15 protein-coding genes are annotated in these 16,082 nt (G+C 65.4%); 4 read left to right on the top strand and 11 right to left on the bottom strand.

From position 1 onward, the window contains the following. Positions 1-3: 3 nt before the first annotated feature. Both CLU85_RS14025 and CLU85_RS14020 read left to right on the top strand, forming a co-directional pair. Positions 4-3,162 (top strand): efflux RND transporter permease subunit, encoded by a 3,159-nt coding sequence (locus CLU85_RS14025; protein ID WP_100410793.1) that lies wholly within the window; start codon positions 4-6, stop codon positions 3,160-3,162. A 140-nt stretch (positions 3,163-3,302) separates the two neighbouring features. Further along, positions 3,303-3,992: a phosphatase PAP2 family protein gene (locus CLU85_RS14020; RefSeq protein WP_100410792.1), complete on the top strand. Its 690-nt coding sequence runs from the start codon at positions 3,303-3,305 to the stop codon at positions 3,990-3,992. Positions 3,993-4,033: 41 nt separating this feature from the next. Here the strand turns inward: CLU85_RS14020 and CLU85_RS14015 are convergent, their stop codons facing one another. The 5 genes from CLU85_RS14015 to moaA all read right to left on the bottom strand — a co-directional run bounded on the left by CLU85_RS14015 (position 4,034) and on the right by moaA (position 8,186). Further along, positions 4,034-4,363 (bottom strand): thioredoxin family protein, encoded by a 330-nt coding sequence (locus tag CLU85_RS14015; protein ID WP_100410791.1) that lies wholly within the window; start codon positions 4,361-4,363, stop codon positions 4,034-4,036. 8 nt (positions 4,364-4,371) lie between these two features. After that, positions 4,372-5,730: a molybdopterin molybdotransferase MoeA gene (locus CLU85_RS14010; RefSeq protein WP_100410790.1), complete on the bottom strand. Its 1,359-nt coding sequence runs from the start codon at positions 5,728-5,730 to the stop codon at positions 4,372-4,374. A gap of 19 nt (positions 5,731-5,749) precedes the next feature. Further along, positions 5,750-6,295 (bottom strand): GNAT family N-acetyltransferase, encoded by a 546-nt coding sequence (locus CLU85_RS14005; protein ID WP_100410789.1) that lies wholly within the window; start codon positions 6,293-6,295, stop codon positions 5,750-5,752. A gap of 17 nt (positions 6,296-6,312) precedes the next feature. Further along, the gene (mobA, locus tag CLU85_RS14000; RefSeq protein WP_100410788.1) at positions 6,313-6,954 is read right to left on the bottom strand and encodes a molybdenum cofactor guanylyltransferase MobA; all 642 of its coding nucleotides are present in this window, start codon (positions 6,952-6,954) and stop codon (positions 6,313-6,315) included. Positions 6,955-7,046: 92 nt separating this feature from the next. Further along, positions 7,047-8,186, bottom strand: coding sequence for a GTP 3',8-cyclase MoaA (gene moaA / locus CLU85_RS13995; protein ID WP_100410787.1), 1,140 nt, complete (start codon positions 8,184-8,186; stop codon positions 7,047-7,049). 167 nt (positions 8,187-8,353) lie between these two features. Here moaA and CLU85_RS13990 point away from each other — a divergent pair, with 167 nt between their 5' ends. Then, positions 8,354-9,205, top strand: coding sequence for a type IV pili methyl-accepting chemotaxis transducer N-terminal domain-containing protein (locus tag CLU85_RS13990; RefSeq protein ID WP_100410786.1), 852 nt, complete (start codon positions 8,354-8,356; stop codon positions 9,203-9,205). 73 nt (positions 9,206-9,278) lie between these two features. Here CLU85_RS13990 and CLU85_RS13985 read toward each other — a convergent pair whose 3' ends face one another. The 4 genes from CLU85_RS13985 to CLU85_RS13970 form a co-directional block, all read right to left on the bottom strand. After that, entirely contained in the window at positions 9,279-10,040 is a 762-nt protein-coding gene (locus CLU85_RS13985; protein WP_100410785.1) for an SDR family oxidoreductase, read from the bottom strand. Positions 10,041-10,099: 59 nt separating this feature from the next. Continuing rightward, entirely contained in the window at positions 10,100-10,738 is a 639-nt protein-coding gene (locus CLU85_RS13980) for a DUF2889 domain-containing protein (protein ID WP_232727829.1), read from the bottom strand. 90 nt (positions 10,739-10,828) lie between these two features. Then, the gene (locus CLU85_RS13975) at positions 10,829-12,262 is read right to left on the bottom strand and encodes an aldehyde dehydrogenase family protein (protein WP_100410784.1); all 1,434 of its coding nucleotides are present in this window, start codon (positions 12,260-12,262) and stop codon (positions 10,829-10,831) included. Between the two features lie 104 nt (positions 12,263-12,366). Then, complete coding sequence (locus CLU85_RS13970) at positions 12,367-13,071, bottom strand: Crp/Fnr family transcriptional regulator (RefSeq protein ID WP_100410783.1); 705 nt, start codon at positions 13,069-13,071, stop codon at positions 12,367-12,369. Between the two features lie 117 nt (positions 13,072-13,188). On the opposite strand from CLU85_RS13970, the gene CLU85_RS13965 reads away from it, so the two are divergent. Then, positions 13,189-13,725: a DUF962 domain-containing protein gene (locus tag CLU85_RS13965; protein WP_100410782.1), complete on the top strand. Its 537-nt coding sequence runs from the start codon at positions 13,189-13,191 to the stop codon at positions 13,723-13,725. Here CLU85_RS13965 and CLU85_RS13960 read toward each other — a convergent pair. Together CLU85_RS13960 and CLU85_RS13955 are read right to left on the bottom strand one after the other, a co-directional pair. After that, the gene (locus CLU85_RS13960) at positions 13,719-14,906 is read right to left on the bottom strand and encodes an ABC transporter permease (protein WP_232727828.1); all 1,188 of its coding nucleotides are present in this window, start codon (positions 14,904-14,906) and stop codon (positions 13,719-13,721) included. The genes CLU85_RS13965 and CLU85_RS13960 overlap by 7 nt on opposite strands. Then, positions 14,906-16,078 (bottom strand): ABC transporter permease, encoded by a 1,173-nt coding sequence (locus CLU85_RS13955; RefSeq protein WP_100410781.1) that lies wholly within the window; start codon positions 16,076-16,078, stop codon positions 14,906-14,908. Before CLU85_RS13955 ends, CLU85_RS13960 begins: the two co-directional genes overlap by 1 nt. Positions 16,079-16,082 lie beyond the last annotated feature (4 nt).

The raw sequence follows: 16,082 nt of genomic DNA, 5'->3' as shown, positions 1-16,082 counted from the left end.
GCCATGCAACTCGCTGAAATCTCGATCCGCCGACCGGTCTTTGCCACTGTGTTGTCGCTGCTGGTGCTGCTGATTGGCGCCGTGAGCTTCACGCGCCTTTCGGTGCGCGAATACCCCAAGATCGACGAGCCTGTGGTCACCGTCAGCGTGCGCTACGCGGGCGCCTCGGCCGAGGTGATCGAATCACAGGTCACGAAGCCACTGGAAGACTCCATCGCCGGTATCGATGCGGTGGATGTGATCACTTCCATCAGCCGGGCTGAACAAAGCCAGATCAGCGTGCGCTTTCGCCTTGAAAAGGATGCTGACAACGCCGCCGCCGAAGTCCGTGACCGCACCGCACGCGTGCGCAACCGCCTGCCCGACGCCGTCGATGAGCCCGTGATTGCGAAAGTCGAGGCCGATGCGTCCCCCGTGATGTGGCTGGCCTTCAGCAGCGACACGCGCAGCCCGCTGGAGATCAATGACCTGGTCAACCGCATCGTCAAGCCGCGCCTGCAGACCGTGACGGGCGTGGCCGACGTGCCGATCTACGGGGAGCGCAAATACGCCATGCGTGTGTGGCTGGACCCTGAGCGTTTGGCGGGCTACCGGCTCACCACCCAGGATGTGGAAGACGCCATCCGGCGCAACAACCTGGAGCTGCCTGCGGGCCGCATTGAATCGCAGCAGCGTGAGTTCAGCGTGACCTCGCAGACCGATCTGAAAACCCCTGCGCAGTTTTCCAACATCGTGATTCGCACCGTCAACGGCTTTCCGGTGCGCATACTGGATGTGGCCCGGGTGGAGGAGGGCCCGGCCAGCGACCGCAGCCGGGTGCGGCTCAATGGCCGCGATGCGATCTCGGTGGGCGTGATCCGCCAGGCCACTGCCAACCCGCTGGAACTGGCAAAAGGCGTGCGCGCCATGATGCCCCTGCTCAAGGCCGACCTGCCTGCCGATATCGGCATTGACGTGGCCAACGACAACTCCCTGTTCATCGACCGTTCCATCAAGAGCGTGTACTCCACCATCATTGAAGCCGTGGTGCTGGTGGCGTTGGTCATCTTCGTGTTTCTGCGCACCTTGCGCGCGTCCATCATTCCCATCATCACCATCCCGGTGAGCCTGGTGGGCAGTTTCGCACTGATGTCTTTGGCAGGTTTTTCCATCAACACGCTCACGCTGCTGGCGCTGGTGCTGGCCATCGGGCTGGTGGTGGACGATGCCATCGTGATGCTGGAGAACATCTACCGCCACATCGAGGAGGGGCTGGACCCGTTCTCGGCGGCCATCAAGGGTGCTCGCGAGATCGGTTTTGCCATCGTGGCCATGACACTCACGCTCGTGGCGGTGTACGCGCCGCTCGCGTTCACACCGGGCCGCACGGGGCGCTTGTTTGTCGAGTTTGCGTTGGCGTTGGCCGGTGCCGTGGTGGTGTCGGGCTTTGTGGCGCTGACGCTGTCGCCCATGATGTGTTCGCTGCTGCTCAAGCACAACCCCCAACCCAATTGGTTTGACCGTTCCATGGAACGCTGGCTCACCGCACTTTCGGACGCCTATGGTCGGCTGCTGCGCTGGATCGTCACGGCGCGCTGGGGTGGCAAGGGTGCAGAGCGCGGCGGGGTGCGTGGGGCCATTTTCCAGGCCCGCTGGATCGTACTGGGCGTCATGGTCCTCAGTGGTGTGGCCCTGGTGCTGGTGTTTCCGACCATGCGCCAGGAGCTCTCGCCGCTGGAAGATCGCGGCACCATCCTGGCCAGCGTCACCGCGCCCGATGGCGCTACGCTGGATTACACCAACCGCTACGCGCTGGAGCTGGAAAAGATCGGCAATTCCTACGCCGAGTTCGACCGTGTGTTTGCCAACATTGGCAACCCCACGGTGGCCCAGGGCAGCGTGATCTACCGCACGGTGGATTGGGAGAGCCGCGACCGCACCACGCTCGACCTGGCCAAGGAGCTGCAACCCAAGGTGGCGGGCCTGCCGGGCGTGAATGCGTTTCTGATCACGCCGCCATCGCTGGGCCAGGGCTTTCGTTCGAGGCCGCTCACCTACGTGATCCAGACGTCTGACAGCTACGAGAATCTGAGCAAGGTGGTGGCCGCGTTCATGGCCGAGATTGCGCAGAACCCTGGCATCGTGTCGCCCGACGTTGACCTGCGCCTGAACAAGCCCGAGCTGCGCATCGAGGTCAACCGCGAGCGCGCGGCCGACCTGGGTGTGAGCGTCGAAGTGGTGGCTAAGGCCATCGAAACCATGTTGGGTGGCCGCACGGTCACGCGCTACAAGCGCGACGCAGAGCAGTATGACGTGATCGTGCAGACCGAGGCGCGGGGCCGTAGCACCCCTGAGAACATCGACACCATCTATGTCAGGGGCCGCAACGACTCCATGATTCCCTTGTCCAGTTTGGTCAAGGTGCGCGAGAGCGTCAGCCCGCGCGAGCTGAACCACTTCGGCCAGCGCCGCTCGGCCACCATCACGGCCAACCTGTCGTCCGAATACTCGCTGGGCCAGGCCATCACGTTCATGAACGAGACCGCCACCAAGGTTCTCAAGCCCGGCTACACCACAGACCTCAACGACACATCGCGGGAGTTCAAGAACTCGCAAGGGGCGTTGGGCGTGGTGTTTGTGCTGGCGCTCGTGTTCATCTTCCTGGTGCTGGCCGCGCAGTTCGAGAGTTTTATCGATCCGCTGGTGATCATGGTGTCGGTGCCGTTGTCGATGATTGGTGCGCTGCTGGCCCTCAAGTGGAGTGGCGGCTCGCTCAACGTGTATTCGCAGATCGGCCTGATCACCCTGGTGGGGCTGATCACCAAACACGGCATCTTGATTGTGGAGTTCACCAACCAGCTGCGTGAGCAGGGCATGGAGATGGTGGATGCGCTCGTCAAGGCCTCGGCGCAACGCCTGCGACCCATTCTGATGACCACCGGTGCCATGGTGCTCGGCGCCATCCCTCTGGCCCTGGCCAAAGGGGCGGGCGCCGAAACCCGCATGCAGATTGGCTGGGTGATCGTGGGCGGCATGTCGTTGGGCACCTTGCTCACCATTTTTGTGGTGCCGACCATGTACACCCTGTTTGCGCGCAAGGCCGTGCCGGGTGCCAATACTGCGGTGGCAGTGGACGAACCCGCCGATGCGGCACACCACGCCCCCGAGTACGTGGCCAAGTAGCGTTGCCAGCCGCTGGCGCTGGGCCCGTCGCCGCCAATCCTCTAGGCCATGGCTGGTGGTGAAGACGGCGGGCACTCAGTGTGGCGGGCAAGTCGCTGCGGCGCGTTTTTTGACATGTCCCCATTCCATCTCTGACGGCCATGGCGTCTGGCGCTTTTTCTTTTCTGTATGACTGGTTCGGCGTGAACCTGCAGATGTTTTACTGGCTCAACGGCTTGCAAGCCCCAGGATGGGATGCCGCTATGGTGGCGGGCAGCCGCTTGGGCAGTTTCTTCAATGCGGCATGGATTTTTGCTGCGCTGCTGGGTGTGCAGGCCTGGCACCGCTGGACACCCCCGGGGCATCCTGCAGCTTGGCTGCCCCATCAGCGTGTGGTGGGGCGGTGGTTGCTGTCATTGGGCCTGGCCTATGGCCTGGCTGCGGTGCTGGTGTCGCTGCTCAAGTGGGGCTTTGACATGCCACGGCCCTTCATGGTGCTGCCGCCCGAGCGCATGCACCGCCTGATGGAGCCAGAGTCTCTGCACAGTTTCCCCAGTGGCCACGCCACGTTTGCCATGTTGGTTGCCGTGGTGTTCTGGCCCGCGCCGCAGGTGCGCTGGCGGGGGCTGTATCGGGCGCTACTGGTTCTAGGGGTGGTGTGGGTGGGGTTGTCGCGCGTGGGCGTAGGGGTGCATTTCCCGGCCGATGTGCTTGCAGGCTACCTGTGCGGTCTGCTGTGCGGCGGGGTGGCACGGCACATGGTGCCGCCTTTACCGGCGGTGGGTGTGGCGGTGGAGGGCCGGGGGCAATGGGCACCATTCACCAAGCGGCACCACCGGCGGCTGCGCTGACCGCACCGCGTCACCGGAGCGCCGTGGCGGCGGCGATCAGCTCATGCTCCTGGCAGTTGCTCCAACGCCTGCTCCAGTTCGCCACGGCCTTGCGGACGCACCAGCCGTGCCACCTCTTGCCCTTCCTTCAGGAACACCAGCGTGGGCCAGAGCTTGACGCCGAAGCTGCGACCCAGGCGCTGGCCGGGGCCATCCTCGACCTTGATATGGGCCACCCCGGCGCGGTCCTTCAAGACGGTTTCGATCAAGGGCTGCGCGCGCTGGCAGTGACCACACCAGGGCGTGCCGAATTCGAGAACCGTGGCGCCGGGCAGGCGGTCTATTTCATCGCGGGTTGGTGATTGGGCGAGATGTTGGGCTGCGTAGGGCATGGGCTTCCTCAGATCACACCGTCAAACACCATCACATCCAACGCATCGCCCACCGCCACATTGCCCTGGCCGTGGTGCAGCACGATGAGCCCGTTGGCTTGCACCATGGAGCTGAGCACGCCTGAGCCCTGGTTGCCCGTGGTGCGCACCTGCAGCGTGCCGTCGGCAGCGGTGGTCACCGTGCCGCGCTGATATTCGGTGCGGCCGGGCTTCTTGCGGATGGCCTCGGTGCTGATGGCGCGCAGCAGTGGCGGGGCGGTGTGCGTGCTGCCCATCATGCGCAGCAGGGCGGGGCGTACAAAGGCGAGAAACGTCACCATCACGGCCACGGGGTTGCCGGGCAGTCCGAACAGCACGGCGCCGTCTGAAGATGGATTGCTATTATTTTGATAGCTTTTAGCGCTTGATGAATGTGCGCTGGAGGCCGTTTTGGCTTGAATTTCTGTGCTTGCAATGCTGCCTACGGCCATGGGGCGTCCGGGGCGCATGGCGATACGCCAGAAGGCCACGTCACCCAGTTTTTTCATCATGGTGCGGGTGTGATCGGCCTCGCCCACGCTCACACCGCCACTGGTGATGATGGCGTCGGCGCGCTGTGCCGCATTGCGAAACGCAGCTTCCAGCAAGGTGGGTTCATCGCGCACCACGCCCAGGTCGATCACCTCCACGCCCAGGCGGGTAAGCAGACCGAAGACGGTGTAGCGGTTGCTGTCGTACACCGCGCCTTCGCGTGGAGGCTCGCCCAGGCTCAGGATCTCGTCGCCGGTAGAGAAATACGCCACGCGCAGGCGGCGGAACACGGTCACGGTGGGCAGCCCCAGGCTGGCGACCAGGCCCAGCGCAGCAGGCGCCAGCAGCGCGCCCTTGGCCAGCGCCACGCTACCCTCCATCAGGTCTTCGCCCTTGAAGCGGCGGTTGTCGCCGGTCTTGAGCACATCGGCCGCGATGGTGATGTGCCCGTCAGCTGCGGCGGCCGTGGTGAACTCCTGCGGCACCACGGTGTCCAGGCCCGTGGGCATGATCGCGCCGGTCATGATCTTCACGCATTCGCCCTCGGCCACCGTGCCCACCCAGGCCTTGCCCGCCAGCGCCGTGCCCACCACGCGCAGCGTGAGGGGCTGGCCTGCGACCAGTTGCGCGCCTGCAAAGGCATAGCCGTCCATGGCAGAGTTGTCGTGCGGCGGTACGCTGACGGGCGAGATCACGTCATGGGCCAGCACGCGGCCCAGGGCGTCGAAGATACCCAGCTCTTCGGTCGCGGTGACGGGTTCTACCAGCCGTCCAAGAAACGCGTTGACATCGGCGGCGCTCAGGGCCTGCGGGTCGTAGCCTTGCAGTTCGGCGGCGATCTGGGCAATGGTTTTCATGGGTTTCAATGTGTTTGAATCAATCGGGTAGCCGGCGCACCATGTGCAGCTTGTCGAAACCCACGCCATTCACCACGACAGCGTGGGGCAGCAGGCCCCAGGCGCGGAATCCGGCCTGTTCATACAGGCGCACAACGTGGGGGTTGGTGGCCGTGACCGTCAGCACGAGCTGGGTCAGCCCAGGTACGTGGCTGGCTGCTTGCACACAGGCGGCCACCAGTTGCTGGCCAATACCCTGGCGCTGCGCACGGGGCGACACCATCATGCCCACCACCACGGCGCAGTGCCGTTGCTGGATGCGCTGCTCGCGTTCACAGCCGACACAGCCGAGCAATGTCCCTGCGGCATCGAATGCACCCAGAAAAAACTGCCCTGACGCCAGCGTGCCAAAGCGCTCCACATACTCGCTCGCATCGCGGCCCACCGAGGATTCGTAGTCGGACGTGAAAGCATCCGGCGCGGTGCGCAGCGCCTCGTCGCGCAAGGCTTTGTAGGCGACGGCGTCCGTGGCAACCAGGGGGCGGATCTGTACTGCGCCCGTGACCGCGTGCGTGCTGGTATTCATGCGGGTAGTGAGACCGATCAGGCCTGTGGCGTGTTGCTGCTGCTCTCCAGCGCGTGCAACTCGGCCAGCGTATTGGCGTTGAAAAACGCCTTGGGGTCATCGCCCGGTTGGTCAAACGGCACGATGGCGCAGCGGTGCTGGCCCGTCCACGCGTCGATTTTGCGGCCGCCCGCCTGGGTGAAGGCGACCAGGCTTTCAAGCAGATCCACACGCAACAGGCAGAACACGGGCTGGGTGCGCACGGTGGTGCTGCCCGTGCCATCGTCTTCGGGCGCTGCGGCCATGGCGATGTCGGCGCCTTGTGCGTCTGCGGCAGCCGCCAGGCGCGTGGCCAGGTCTAGCGGGAACAGCGGGGTGTCGCAGGGGACCGTCAGCAGCCAGGGTGTTTCGCAACGCTCCAGCCCCGTCAGAAAACCCGCGAGGGGCCCAGCGTAGTCGGCCAGCACGTCGGGCCACACCGGGGCGCCAAACGCTTCGTAGGCCGCGAGGTTGCGATTGGCGTTGACCATGCTGGCGCCGGTCTGCATCTGCAGCCGCATCAGCGTGTGCAGTGCCAGCGGCAGGCCCCGAAAGTTCTGCAGGCCTTTATCGACGCCGCCCATGCGGGAGCCTCGGCCACCGGCGAGGACCAGGCCGGTGATGTCTTGGGTTTGGGTCATAGGGATTGTTCTGAAAGTTGGTGGCGACACTGACGCCGATGGAGCGATACCTCGTACCAAGCCTCAGGGGCTGGGGGCAAGAGGCGCGTCGGCTACCCGCCGATGTAGCTCATCTCCACCCGGCGCGCGCCGCCTGGTGTGGTGTCGGCAGGCAGGCTGCTGCGCAGCTCCGAATAGCGGTCGGCGCGCTGCTGCCAGATGGGCGCAATGGCCGAGGCAATCGCTTCGTCACTGGCGCCGCCGCGCAGCAGGGTGCGCAGGTCGTAACCTTCCGAGGCAAACAGGCACAGGTAGAGCTTGCCCTCGGTGGACAGCCGCGCACGGTTGCAATCATGGCAAAAAGCCTGGGTCACGCTGCTGATGACACCCACCTCGCCCAGAGCGGGGTCGTACTGGCCAGCGGCGTCGGCATAGCCCCAGCGCTCGGCGGTTTCGCCGGGGCTGCTGGGGTCGAGTTGCACCAGCGGCAGATCGGCGCGCAGGCGCGCGATCAGCTCGGCCGACGGCAGCACCTCGTCCATGCGCCAGCCGTTGGTGGCGCCCACGTCCATGTATTCGATGAAACGCAGCGTCGTGCCCGTGCCGCGAAAGTGGCGCGCCATGGGCAAAATTTCGTGGTCGTTGGTGCCACGCTTGACCACCATGTTCACCTTGATGTGCGACAGCCCCGCCGCGTGCGCGGCCTCGATGCCTGCCAGCACATCGGCCACCGGAAAGTCCACATCGTTCATGCGGCGAAACACCGCGTCGTCCAGGCCATCGAGGCTCACGGTCACGCGGTTCAGGCCGGCGTCCTTCAAGGCCTGGGCCTTGCGCGCCAGCAGCGATCCGTTGGTGGTGAGTGTGAGGTCGGGCGCCAGGCCATCCACCGTGCGCAACTGGGCCAGTTGCGCCACCAGTTCTTCGAGGTTCTTGCGCAGCAGAGGCTCGCCGCCGGTCAGTCGGATCTTGCGCACGCCGTGGGCGAGGAACAGGCGCGCCAGACGGGTGATTTCTTCAAAACTCAGCAGTGCGCCATGGGGCAGGTAAGGGTAGTCCTTGTCGAACACTTCCTTGGGCATGCAGTAGTTGCAGCGGAAGTTGCAGCGGTCTGTCACGCTGATGCGCAGGTCGCGCAGCGGGCGGCCGCGGGTGTCGGTCAACAGGCCTGTGGGGGCCACGGGGTGCGTGGGTACCCGCGCCGCCAGAGCGGCGATGCGTTGGTCCACCAGAGGAATCACACGTTCTGCCATGGCGTGATTTTGCCGCATGCACCTGCGTGATGGGGCCAAACCCCTGCAACCGGAGTTGATCGCGGTCAAGTCTTGCCCCGGATGGAGCTGACCGATCTTTGACATGGCGCATGGGTGCCAGGTTGCTGCGTTGCAACAATCGGGGGATCCGATTTCAGGGGATTCCCATGCCAGTTCGTGAATTTATTGCCGATGCCGTGCCGTGCCAGCGCCGGGTGGCCGTTCAATGGGTGGCGGCAGGCATTCTGCTGCCCACCTGGGCAACGTGGGCGACAGGTGCCCAGGCGCAGATGGGGTTGTCGGGGGCCATCAACTATGCGGGTTGGTTTCGGGCCCTCTCACAGCGCATGGCCAAGGCCTATTGCCAGCAGTACCTGCAGGTGTTGCCTGGCGCTGCGGTGGATGTGATGGGGCTGGCGCGCAAGATGGTGCAGTCGGGTGCGGGGGAGCTGGCCCGGGGCACCCAGTCGGGGCAGTGGCCGGCCGATGTGGGGCGCCAGTTGGCGGAGGTGCAAAAGCAGTTTGCCTTGCTCAACCAGCTGACCGCAGCGCCTGCAACCCAGACCACGCTGGTTGTGGCGGCTTCTGAGCAGGCAGACCGCACGCTGCTGATTGCGCAGGCCGTGACCGAGTCCATCGAGAAGATGGCGCAGGCCCCGAGTGCGCGGCTGGTCAATTTGGCGGGCCGCCAGCGCATGTTGTCGCAGCGTCTGGCCAAGAACTATTTCTTGAACGCGGCCAAAGTGGACTCTAAGGTGGTGCAGGCGCAACTGGTATCAGATGCGGCGGATTTCCGTCAGGCCCTGCAGACGCTCAAGGCGGCGCCTGTGTCCACCCCCGCCATCCGCAACGAGCTGGAACTGGCCGATTCGCAGTGGCTGTTTTTTGAATCGGCCTTGCGCCGCCCCGCCGATGATGCGGGGCTGAACGCCGTGGCCACCACCAGCGAACGCCTGCTGGGGGTGATGGACAAGCTCACCGGCCTGTACGACACAGCCCTGCGCGAGGTGCTGGGCTAGGCGGCCCTCGGCCGGACCGTGCGCTGGCGCAGTAGCGTTGCGCGCCAGTTGCCAGTTGCCAGTTGCGTGACGACTACACGCAGCGGCCGCCGTCCACTTCAATACACACGCCGCTGATGAACGCAGCCTCGTCGCTGGCCAGGTACAGCGCTGCGTTGGCCACGTCGAGTGCCGTGGAGAATCGGCCCAGCGGGATGGTGGCCAAGAACTTGGCGCGGCGCGCGTCGTCCACCGGGCCACCGGCAAATTCGGCCGCCAGACCGGTGTCGGGGTTGAACACGGGGTTGATGCAGTTCACGCGGATGTTGTCCGGGCCCAGCTCGGCCGCCATGGACTTGCTGGTGATGATGACGGCGCCCTTGGAGCCGTTGTACCAGGTCAGGCCCGGGCGCGGGCGCAGGCCGGCCGTGGAGGCGATGTTGATGAAGCTGCCGCCACCGGCTGCGCGCATGGCGGGCACGGCGTGGATGGCCGACAGGTAAATGCTCTTCATGTTGATGGCGTACACCTTGTCGAACTCGTCCTCGCTCACTTCGAGCATGGGGCGGTTACGGTGGGTCCAGCCTGCGTTGTTGACCACCACGTCGAGCTGACCGTACAGGCGCACAGCTTCATCGACCATGGCCTTCACGTCGGCGGACTTCGTCACGTCGGCCTTGAAGAAGGCGGCGACGCCGCCTGCGGCCGTGATCTCGGCCACCACGCGCTGGCCTCCGGCTTCGTTGATGTCATTGACGATGACCTTGCCGCCTTCAGCGGCCAGGCGCTTGGCAATGCCTTCGCCAATGCCGTTGCCGGCACCGGTGACGATGATGGATTTGTTCTTTGCGCGCATGGGGTCTCCGGTATGGTGTGTGTGGCTTATTAAATTTGATAGCTGCTAGCGCTTATCTATCAATCGCTAGAGGTCGATTTGACTGATATTTCTGGGTTTTGTGGTGGTGGCGGCGTGCCCGTGGCTCCGGTTGCCGAAGCAGCCACGGGCGCCTGCGGCACCCGGCCATAGAACTGCGGGAAGTATTCCTTCACGCCGTTGCCATTGAAGTCCCACCCGGTGCATTGGCCCAGGTGGCGGGGCGGCTCGTCCGGGTTGGCCGCTGAAAAAACGGCTGGCACAGACTGGAAGGCCGCCGTGGCCAGGTTGAACAGCAGCTCGCGCAGGTGGGTGCAACTGGCCACGCCGCCCAGGTGCTTCTGGATGGCATGGCGCCAGCCGCGCGCCATGCTGCAGCCCACCATCTGTTGCAGTGCCTGCTGTGCCTGCGTGCAACCTTTGAGCGGGTGCGAGTCCATGGCGACATCGATCGCCTGCACCACCAATTGGCGGTTGACCGTGACCCGCAGCCACATGTGGTGGATGGCCTCACCCGCCAGGCGTTGTTGGGTGGGGTCGCGAAAAGAGGTGGCGTCGTAGGCCTTGCTGTCGTGCAGTTCGCCTTCGATGTCCCACAGGCCATCGTCGCGTTCAAAACCCTGGTAATTCACCTTGCGGACATGTTTCAGGGTGCGGGGGGCGGGGGGGCTCAGGGGCATGGAAAAAAAAGAGGCGTCGTGCAGAAGAATCAGAGGTTAGCGGTGCATGGCCGCGCCGTCGCGCGCGGGCGTGACACCACCGAGGCACGATCAGCCGTACTTGATGGCGACGGTCTTGAGCGTGGTGAACCCGTACAGCGCCTCAAAGCCTTTTTCGCGGCCATAGCCGCTCGACTTCACGCCGCCAAACGGCAACTCCACACCGCCCGCAGCGCCGTAGTTGTTGATGAACACCTGGCCACTGTGCACGCGCTTGGCCATGCGGAACTGGCGCGCGCCGTCGCGCGTCCAGATGCCCGCCACCAGGCCAAACTGCGTGGCGTTGGCCAGCTCCACGGCGTGGTCCTCGTCCTGAAACGCCATCGCGCACAGCACGGGGCCAAACACTTCTTCTTGCGCCAGGCGGTGGTTCACCGGCACGTCGCGCAGCAGGGTGGGTGCCTGGTAGTAGCCCGTTTCGGGCGCTTCATCCACCACCACACCTTGGCCCACCATCGGGATACCTGCGACTTGAGCGTCCGACAAAAAGTCCCACACGCGCTGCTGCTGCGTCTGGCGGATCAGCGGGCCCACGTCCAGGTCCATGGCAGCGGGGCCGACGCGCAGCTTGTCAAAGGCCTTGCCCAGGCGCTCCAGCAGCGGTTCGTAAATCAGCGAGTCGATCAGCACACGCGAGCCGGCCGAGCAGGTCTGCCCGGCGTTCTGCACGATGGCGTTGATGACCACGGGGATCGCGGCGTCCAGATCGGCATCGGCAAAGATGATCTGGGGGCTTTTGCCGCCCAGTTCCAGCGTCACGGGGCAGTGGCGCTCGGCCGCCACCTGCTGAATCAGCGTGCCGATCGTGGGGCTGCCGGTGAAGCTGATGTGGTCGATGCCAGGGTGGCGCGCCAGCGCGTCGCCCACCTCGTGGCCGTAACCGGTGACGATGTTCAGGGCGCCGGAGGGGAACCCCACCTCGGCCGCGAGTTGCGCCACGCGGATGAGCGACAGGCAGGCGTCTTCAGCCGGTTTGACCACGCACACATTGCCCGCCGCCAGGGCACCGCCCACGCTGCGGCCAAAGATCTGCATGGGGTAGTTCCAGGGAATCACATGGCCTGTGACGCCGTGCGGCTCGCGCCAGGTGAGCACGCTGTAGCCATCGGGGTAGGGGATGGTCTCGCCGTGGAACTTGTCGCAGGCCCCCGCGTAGAACTCGAAGTATCGCGCCAGCGCGATGGCGTCGGCCCGCGCCTGTTTGGTGGGCTTGCCGCAGTCGCGCTGCTCCAGCGCGGTCAGCTCATCGGCATGCTCCAGAATTTTTGCGGAGAGTTTTTGCAGCAACCGGCCGCGCTCTACCGGTGCCAGCTTCTGCCACACCGCGTGGTAGCACTGGCGTGCCGCATGCACCGCCGCGTCGATATCGTCGGCGTTGCTGCGCTGGATCTCGTCGAAGGGCTGGCCGTCGGACGGGTCGATCACGGGGATCGTGCGGCCCGATGAAGATGGCACCGAGGCGTTGGCGATGTAGTTCAGTTGCATGGTCGTTATTTTGCCCGGAAATGAAATGTGTGCTTAGTATTTAAGTAAAAAGTGCCTATGGCGCTTATTGAACATGCGCTAGTAGCTATTAATATAGTAGCAATTTAGTGGCAGGTGGCACGCAGCGCAGCCAGGTCCAGAATCTCCACCTCGCCGCGCTGCACGCGCAGCAGGTGGCGCGATTCCAGGTCCTTGAGGATCTGGTTGGTGGTCTGGCGCGAGATCGCCAGCATCAGTGACAGCTGCTCTTGCGAGATGGACAGCACGCGGCGCGACTGCCCCTCGGCCGTCCATTGGCCGTAGCCCTCGGCCATCATCACCAGGCGGCGTGCCAGGCGCTGCGGGGCGGGCAGCAGGGCGAGTTCTTCCATGGCCACAAAGGCCGAGCGCAGCTTGTCGGTGAGCAACAGGGCCAGCGCATGCCAGTGCTGCGGGTGGGCCTGCAGCCAGTGCTGCAACCGCTCGTGCGGGATGTGCACCAGCGTGGTCGCCTCGGTGGCCTGCGCGTCGTGCGTGCGCGCCGAGTTGTCAAACACCGAAATCTCGCCAAACCAGTGCGGTGGCTCCAGCCGGATCAGCAGCGCCGCCCGCGCCTCGTCGGCCCGCCCGCCGGTGCCCGAGATGCTGACCGCGCCGCGCACCACGGCATACAGGCCACAAGGGGCATCACCGCGACGAAACAGCACCTCGCCCGCCTGCAGGTGGCGCAATTGCGCCATCGCAATCAGCGGCTCGGCCAAGTCGGGCGGCAGGTGGGCAAACCAGCGGCCGGACTGGAGGACAGGCAGATAGGTGGTAGGAGTGGTCATGCGATGCGAGTGGACGGGGCGAGGTGTGCGGCTGGGTTTTTGTCGTGTGCACGACAGACGCTGGCGCACCCCTGGAGCGAGTATTGATGCTGCGCAAAACAAATACAGGAGACACCCATGAAAACCCTGATCGACCACCTGGCCCAGTACGCGGCCTACCACCGCGACCCGCGCAACATCCATACCCATTTTGTGGGCGTTCCCATGATCATGTTTGCCGTCGTCATCCTGTTGTCGCGCCCGACCTGGACGGTGGGGGCGCTGTGGGTGAGTCCGGCACTGTTCGGCGCGCTGGCGGCCAGCGTCTTTTACTTCCGGCTGGACGTGCGTTTTGGCTTGGCCATGGTGACTCTGCTGGCAGCCATGCTGGTGGGCGGGCAGTGGGTGGCGATGCAGAGCCTGGCGGTGTGGCTGGCCACCGGCATCGGCCTCTTTGCCGTGGGCTGGGTGATCCAGTTTGTGGGCCATTACTACGAGGGCCGCAAGCCCGCGTTCGTGGACGACCTGGTGGGTCTGATCGTGGGCCCGCTGTTTGTGGTGGCTGAATGGGCCTTTGCCCTGGGCCTGCGCAAGGAGGTGCAGGCGGCCATCGAGGCGCGCAGCGGCCCGGTCAGCCTGCGCACCAGGCAACAGGCGGCGGCCCACCCTCAGTGAGTGAGAGGCGCGCGCGACGGTGCGCGCGCAGGGCCTGCCTTGGCCATTACTGCGACTGTGCACGTTGTACCCAGCGCCACCAGTGCACACAGATATGGCAACGCGGCTGACAGCGGCGCACCCAACTGGTTGAGCCGCAGCGACGCCTGCACGCCCGAGGTGCTGGGCAGCAGCCAGCGCAGCCACTGCAGCGGCTCGGGCAGCGCCTCCACCGGCCACGAGAAGCCTGCGACGAACGCGATGGGCAGTGTGGTGAACAGCAGCACCTGCAGTGCGCGTTCACGGTTGCCGAACCACAGCCCCAGCAACGCGCCGAGCGAAGCGATGGCTGGGATATAGCAGGCCAGCAGCGCCAGCGCGCCCAGCGGGTTGCCGCCGCGCGGGTAGTCGTGCAGCACAAAGATCCAGCCAAAATAAAACAGCCCGCTGGCCCAGCCCAGCGTGCACAACGCCAGCAGCCGTCCCAGCCAGGTGGTGGCACTGGCGCGGTGTTCACCGGCTTCCACCCAGGTGCCGGTCAGCATGGCTGCGCCCATCAGCAAGGTCTGTTGCAGGATGAGCAGCGCCACGGCGGGCACTACAAAACTGCCGTAGCCCTCGGTGGGGTTGAACAGCGCCACCATTTGCAGCTGCACCGGGGCCCGGCTGGCACGGGCCTGCTGGGCGCTTTGGCCGCTGGCCTGCAGCTTGCGAATCTCGACGCCGGCCGAGACGGTGCCCACCGCTTCCGCAAAGCCGTACTGCACGGCCTTGTTGAGCAGCGCGTAGGCGCCGTTGGCCTGGATGCTGACCACGGCGCTTTCGCCGCGCACCACGTTGCGCTTGAGGTTCGCGGGGATGAGTGCATAGCCCTCGATCTCGCCGCGCCACAGGGCCTCTTGTGCTTCGCGTTCGCTGCCGGTGACCAAAAGCACTTCGATGCGCGGGTCGGCGTCGGCAAAGCGGGTGATCTGGCGCGACAGGCTGGTGTGGTCCATGTCCACCACGGCCACGGGCACGCGGGTGAGCACCTCATCGGCGTAGAACCAGGGGTAAAAAAAGCCGTAGAGCACGGGCGCACCGATCAGCAGCAGCAGCACGCCCTTGTCGCGCACCACCGCGGCCAGTGCTTGCAGCCATGCCCGCACCAGGCCCGGGTGAGAGTGTGTCAACACCGGCATGGGTTTTTCAATGGTGTTCATCAGCGGGCTCCCCAGGTGTCAGGGCGACGGTGGGCCAGGGTAAGGGCCACTGCACCGACCAGGCACAGCACGGCGGTAGCGATGATCAGCGCAGCCATGGTGGGTGCGCTAGTGGCCAGCGGCGCACCCATCTGCAGTTGTTCGATCTGCAGGCGGATGTAGTGGGTGTAGGGCATGGCTTCGGCCCAGGCGCGCGCACTGCCGGGCATGCCCGCCAGCGGAAACGCCACGCCGCTGAATGCAAACGCAGGGGCCGCAAAAAAGCCTGCACCCGACAGCGCCGTGCGCAGCGACCGGGTCAGGGCCGCCAATACAGCGCCTGCTACCAGCGACACGGCGATCAGCAGCGCCAACGCTGCAGCCACCCAGCCCAGGTGGCCCGGCGGATACCAGCCACGCCCCCAGGTAATGCCCACCAGCGCCAGCAGCCCCACCAGCGTGAGCGAAACCCATGGCGCGGCCAGCTTGCCCAGCAGTGCGCCACCATTGCGCAGGAGACCCCCTGCGCCCAGCCATTCGCCCAGCGTGCGGTCGCGCAACTCGCGCCCCACAGCCCAGGCGCCGGCTGTCATGGCCAGGATGTGCAGCAGCGCCGGGATCAGCGCCGCGCCCAGAAACTGCTCGTAGTTGGTGGACACGTTGAACAGCGCCACCATCTGCGTGTGGATGGGTTCCATGCTCACATGCACGGCCTGTGCGTTTTCGCCGCGTTTGTTGCGTGCGGCCATCTCGATGCCTGCCGACAGGGTGCCCACCACGGCGCGCACGTCGCGCTGCAGCACGCCCGAATGGGTGCCCAGCTGTGCGTTGTGCAACAACGTGACCTGTGCGGCGCGGCCTTCCTTCACAGTGCGCGCGAAGTCGCGCGGGATGGTGACCACGGCGTAGACCTCGACGCCGCGCAACGCGCGCTCGGCCTCGGCGGCGTTGGCGTAGTGCTGCGTGATTTGCAGGCCGGGCGTGGCGTCAAGCATGCGCACCAGTTGGCGCGACAGGCTGGAGTGGTCGTCGTCCACCACGCCCACGGGCAGGTGGCGCGGCAGGCCGGCCGAGAAGATCCACCACAGCAGTGCCACGGCCAGAAGTGGCACCCAGGTGACCATGGCCAGGTCCCAGGGGCTGCTGCGCAGGCGGCGGGTTTCGCGGCAGAGGCTGTTTACTATTGAATTCATAGCT

Source organism: Acidovorax sp. 69 (genome assembly GCF_002797445.1).
GTDB lineage: Bacteria > Pseudomonadota > Gammaproteobacteria > Burkholderiales > Burkholderiaceae_C > Acidovorax.
This window is presented reverse-complemented; position numbering and strand designations above follow the sequence as displayed.